Genomic DNA, 5282 nt, shown 5'->3' with positions numbered 1-5282 from the left:
GAAACCGTCACGTGGGTGAACGTCGGTGGAGTGCACAAAGTTGATATTCTGGAGGTCTTCGGAAAACATTTCGGTCTCCACCCCCTTCTTCTGGAAGACATCGCCAATACGGACCAGCGCCCGAAGCTCGATGACTATGAGACCTATTTCTTTCTCGTCATGAAGATGCTCATGCTCTCCGAGCGAGGAGACATTATGGTCGAACAGGTGAGTTTCGTGCTCGGACGCAATTATGTCCTGTCGTTCCAAGAAAACGGGACGGATGTCTTTCAGTCCGTGCGGAACCGTCTGAGAGGCGGCAAAGGGCGCCTTCGACAAAATGGGTCGGACTATCTGCTGTACGCGCTCATTGATGCCGTGGTCGATCAATATTTCGCTGTTCTCGAAATGCTCGGAGAACGGATCGAATCGCTGCAAGAGCGGGTGATCGCCGATCCGAAACCGGACACACTCAAAGACATTCATGCGCTCAAACGGCAGCTGTTATTCGTGCGGCGCGCCGTGTGGCCGCTGCGGGAAGCCATCAACAACCTGTCCCGTTCGGAATGTCCCTTTTTACACGAACATACCAAGGTGTTTTTCCGAGACGTCTACGACCATGTGGTGCAGATCGTCGACACGATCGAGACCTTGCGTGAAATGGTCTCGGCGAGTCTTGACATCTATCTTTCAAGCGTCAGCTATCGGTTGAACACCGTCATGCGAGTGCTGACGGTTATCACGACGATTTTCATGCCGCTTACCTTTATTGCGGGTATCTACGGCATGAATTTCGAGTATATGCCGGAGTTGAAATGGCCCTGGGGCTACCCGATGGCGTTGGGCATCATGGGAGTCGTGGCGGCCGTCATGCTGATTGGGTTTCGCCGAAAGAAATGGCTGTAGATGGCGAGCAAGCCTACTCTTCTTGAATTTCCACTTTATCCACGAAATAGGTCGTTTCACCGAAACAAGTGGTAGGAATATAGCGATACTCTTTGTAATGCAAGATGACCCGTTTTCCCATCACCTCCGATAATTGCTCGGCGACTTTATCGTCCCAGATCGTAAAATCCCAGAGAATCGGTGCCGTTCCCGGCACGGTCGTCATCGCCAACTCTCCTTCGTGCGTCTTGCACAGCCAGCCCTTCGTGGAAAATTTTTGGATGTATCCTGCTCTGTTTCCATCGGAATAGGACAAGTTGAACACGACAACGAGGTAGGCCGCACCGACAAAGAAGAGAAGCGTTAAAAACAGTTTCACGAATATCTCCTCAGTTATGGATGGACGTCGCTGAACAGCCAAGGAGCCTCAGCCTTTCGCCGAGATTCATAGGCCGTGATCGCCTTCTCGTGCTGGAGTGTGAGGCCGATCGCATCAAGCCCTCGATAGAGGCAATCCTTGCGGAAGGGGTCGATCTCAAACTGATACGTGGTTCCATTCGGAGTGGTCACCGTTTGGCGGCCCAGGTCCACGGCGAGCCGGTAACCTTCAAGGCCGAGTACCTGGTTCATGAGATCAAGCACGTCCTCCGATCGCAAAACGACTGGAAGAATTCCGTTCTGAAAGCAGTTGTTATAAAAAATGTCCGCAAAGCTGGGGGCGATGATGCACCTGAACCCTTGATCCAATAATGCCCAGGGCGCATGCTCACGGGATGAACCGCAGCCGAAATTGTCTCGGGTTAAGAGAATCGCCGCGCCCCGATACCGAGGTTGGTTCAAAAAGAAAGATGGATCAGGCGAGCCGTCTTTTCGTTTCCGCCAATCGAAAAACAGACCTTCGCGCAGTCCGGTGCGCTTGATCGTCTTCAGAAACTGCTTTGGAATCACCTGATCGGTGTCGACGTTCACGCGATCCAGGGGAGCCACGAGACCGGTTAGGGTGGTGAACGGTTCCATTGGTTAGCTCCAGTGTCGGATATCAACAAAATGTCCTTCAATGGCCGCGGCAACCGCCATGGCCGGTGACACCAGGTGAGTGCGACCTCCGGCTCCCTGACGCCCCTCAAAATTACGATTGCTCGTGGAGGCGCAGCGCTCACCCGGTTTTAGGACATCGGCATTCATCGCCAGACACATACTGCACCCGGCCTCCCGCCATTCGAACCCTGCCTCCAGGAACACGCGGTCCAGTCCTTCGGACTCCGCCTGTTGCTTGATCAGACCCGATCCTGGAACCACCATCGCGTGCACGGTCTTCGCGACCTTCTTGCCCTTCGCGAAATCGGCGGCGAGCCGAAGGTCTTCGATCCGCGAGTTCGTGCAGGAGCCGATGAAAACCTTGTCGATTTTGATGTCGGTCATCGGCATATTGGGTGAAAGCCCCATGTAGGCCAATGCCCGCTCGGCGGCATTCTTCGTTTTCTCGTCCGACATCGTGCGGGGGTCGGGCACCGTTTGATCGACGCCGATGACCATACCGGGGCTGGTGCCCCAGCTGACTTGCGGCGCGATCTGTTCCGCTTTCAATGCGACAGTCCTATCATACTTGGCATCCGTATCGGTCTTGAGCTGTCGCCATGCCCGAACGGCCTGTTCGAAAAGCTCACCTCTTGGAGCGAGTGGCCGTCCCTTGATATAGGCAATCGTTTTCTCATCAGGCGCGACCATGCCGGCACGAGCCCCTCCCTCGATCGACATGTTACAGAGAGTCATCCGACCCTCCATGCTGAGGGCGTCGATTGCCGAACCGGTATATTCGATGACATAGCCGGTCCCCCCTGCGGTGCCGATCTTCCCGATAATCGCAAGAATAATATCCTTGGCCGAGCAGCGCTCGGAGAGAGTTCCATCGACACGTATTTCCATGGTCATGGGTCGTTTCTGCACCAAACATTGAGTGGCCAACACGTGTTCCACTTCACTCGTCCCGATGCCGAACGCCAAGGCACCAAACGCCCCATGGGTGGAGGTGTGGGAGTCGCCACACACGATTGTTGTACCAGGGAGGGTGAAACCTTGTTCCGGACCGATGACATGGACGATACCCTGTCGGATGTCGCTCATGTTGAAAAGAGTGATGCCGAATTCCTTGCAGTTGTCTTCGAGTGTTTGAATCTGAAGAGCACTTACTTGATCGGCGATTCCCAACCGACGATCCGTGGTGGGAACATTATGATCCGGCACAGCGAGGGTCGCGGCAGGTCGTCGTGGGCGGCGATCCGCCAGCTTCAATCCTTCGAAGGCCTGAGGGGACGTCACTTCATGAACCAATTGTCGATCGATATAGACCAATGTCGTTCCATCCGGTTCCGATCGGACGACATGCGAATCCCAAATCTTGTCGAACAAAGTCTTGCCCGCCATCTGCGCTCCTGTTTCCTAAAAGTGGGATGGTCATTATACAGAGAAGTCCCATGGTTTTGACAAGGTATCGTATTGTTGCCGTAAAAATCCGACAGTCCAGAGTAGGCTCTGGACATGGATACACGAACGTGGATCATTGTGGCCGGAGAATTGGCGACGCAAGGACTCCCGGTATCTGCCATTACACGACAACTGGACTGGAGAAAATTCGTGACGTAGTGGATGTGGATGTATCGGAAGTGACGGTGACGAAGAATCAGCCGAAAGTCTAACGGCTCAATACGTTATGACAGGCGAGTGAACAAGCTCTCGTTTCACTCACCTAACTGCTTCATTTTGGGAAAAGCTCTTTTCAAGAGTAACACGCAACGGCAGAGGAAGCGGCCCCACACGCGTTGGCAGGCGCATGGAGCCGCAACATCACATTACTTCAGGGCGTCGAGTCCCGCTCCGAAGTTTATATGAAACGGTTGTCCCTCAAGCACGAGGGCCGGTACGGATTTCACCCCGGCAGCCTCGGCCTCGGTGATGCGGCCTTTCTGCTGTCCTAAATGCACGATCTCCACGTTGTAGCGCGAGCGGTCAAGCGCATTCGCGACGTTCTGTTCCGCTTCAACGCATACCGGACAACCTGCGTGGTAAAACACTGCCTTCTTGCTCATGTCTACCCCCTTACAAATGTGGTTGTGATGACGGCCATATTGTGGCCTCTTCGAACATAGCCGTTGTCAGACATGAGGGTCAAGGGTCGTTGATACGCTGGGGCATCCGTATTTCATAAACGGTTCTTTTGCTACGCCGCCTAGCTGCGAAGCCAGGCGGCGTTCCGGTTAAAAATCTGCGGGTGAATATGAAAACAGATTTGTGAAACAGTCGAGCGGCAGGTTTTATGCGGCTATCTATAATAGGGCAACCCACGATGTCTTGAAGATCTCCGCCGCGACTGTCCAACGGCTCGGATTGTGTCGATCCGGCATCGTGGAACCATTGCGCAGCTTGACCTCTTGCCTAGACGGGTGAAGCTTGCCCTGTTTTGCAAGACGTGTTACCACCACGTTCGTGAAGATTTCGCCGTGGAACGAGCCGCCTATTGTTGAGTGGAGCCGGCTATTGCTGGACAGCTATCGTCATTGGACGGGAAAACATCTGATCGAGCATACACCCAGCGCAAAACAGCAGGCACGTATGTTGTTCGAGGCATCGATCATCGTCGTATCGCACGGTGTGGAGCAGGACCCGATCTTGAACTACGGCAATCAAACCGCGTTGGATCTGTGGGAGCTGTCCTGGGACCAATTCATCAAGACGCCGTCGCGGCTCACGGCCGAGGCGGATGACCGTGCTGAGCGGGAAAAGATGTTGGAGCGAGCAAAGCTCAACGGCTACTTCGACGGATATCGAGGAGTGCGAATCTCTTCAACGGGGCGGCGATTTCTTGTCGAGCGAGCCTTAATTTGGACCGTGATCGATCTTGCCGAAACCCCTATCGGCCAAGCGGCGACGTTTTCGCGATGGTCGAACCTGTCTTGATCTGCAGGATGTTGAAAAAGTCCTCCAACGGCGTTCTCGCAGGACACTGCCGCCTCACCATCTCGGCGGCGTTCACGAGCGTGCCGTGCCTTATTCGGCACGGCGTGAACCTCAGAGGCTCAACGTACGGCGCAAGGGAAAACGCCTGTTCCGACAGGCAATGGGTGGGCCGGGTGAAAATAGGTTACGATTCGCCTCTAGGACACTGGGCGCTCACCGACTCGCTCGCCTCGCGGCGAAGCCGAGGGCTCCCGTCCGCAAATGTGACGAGAGTCGGACACCGCCGGCTCACCGACTCGCCGGCGCGCACAAACGTGGTGCTCTTTATTCATCGCACCGTGCGCCTCATTATTCTGCGTCGCGGACCTCGCTGCGGCCTTGTTGGAACGCCTTTTCCTGCGGGGTATTCGGATTCGGTCCTGACTTGCTAGAGGGATAGTAACAGACAATTCTTACAAAAAGTG

General features: G+C 54.7%; 6 protein-coding genes. 2 read left to right on the top strand and 4 right to left on the bottom strand.

Going from position 1 to position 5282, the window contains the following annotated elements:
• The coding region (gene corA / locus ACOSYY_RS06785; RefSeq protein ID WP_421661509.1) for a magnesium/cobalt transporter CorA at window positions 1-885 on the top strand (885 nt) is incomplete at its 5' end.
• A 13-nt stretch (window positions 886-898) separates the two neighbouring features.
• On the opposite strand, the gene ACOSYY_RS06780 is transcribed toward corA, so the two are convergent.
• The 4 genes from ACOSYY_RS06780 to ACOSYY_RS06765 form a co-directional block, all read right to left on the bottom strand.
• Entirely contained in the window at window positions 899-1243 is a 345-nt protein-coding gene (locus ACOSYY_RS06780; RefSeq protein WP_421661508.1) for a DUF8785 domain-containing protein, read from the bottom strand.
• A gap of 14 nt (window positions 1244-1257) precedes the next feature.
• A complete protein-coding gene (gene leuD, locus ACOSYY_RS06775; protein WP_421661507.1) occupies window positions 1258-1881 on the bottom strand; it encodes a 3-isopropylmalate dehydratase small subunit in 624 nt (207 codons plus the stop codon).
• Between the two features lie 3 nt (window positions 1882-1884).
• The gene (gene leuC / locus ACOSYY_RS06770) at window positions 1885-3288 is read right to left on the bottom strand and encodes a 3-isopropylmalate dehydratase large subunit (protein WP_421661506.1); all 1404 of its coding nucleotides are present in this window, start codon (window positions 3286-3288) and stop codon (window positions 1885-1887) included.
• A 425-nt stretch (window positions 3289-3713) separates the two neighbouring features.
• Window positions 3714-3950, bottom strand: coding sequence for a thioredoxin family protein (locus ACOSYY_RS06765; RefSeq protein ID WP_421661505.1), 237 nt, complete (start codon window positions 3948-3950; stop codon window positions 3714-3716).
• Between the two features lie 397 nt (window positions 3951-4347).
• Between ACOSYY_RS06765 and ACOSYY_RS06760 the strand changes: the two genes are divergently transcribed.
• Window positions 4348-4818 (top strand): MEKHLA domain-containing protein, encoded by a 471-nt coding sequence (locus ACOSYY_RS06760; RefSeq protein WP_421661504.1) that lies wholly within the window; start codon window positions 4348-4350, stop codon window positions 4816-4818.
• Window positions 4819-5282: the final 464 nt, after the last annotated feature.

The sequence above is a fragment of the Nitrospira sp. BLG_2 genome (assembly GCF_049222245.1).
Note: the sequence above shows the minus strand (reverse complement) of the source record. Positions and strands in the feature narration are given on the sequence as shown.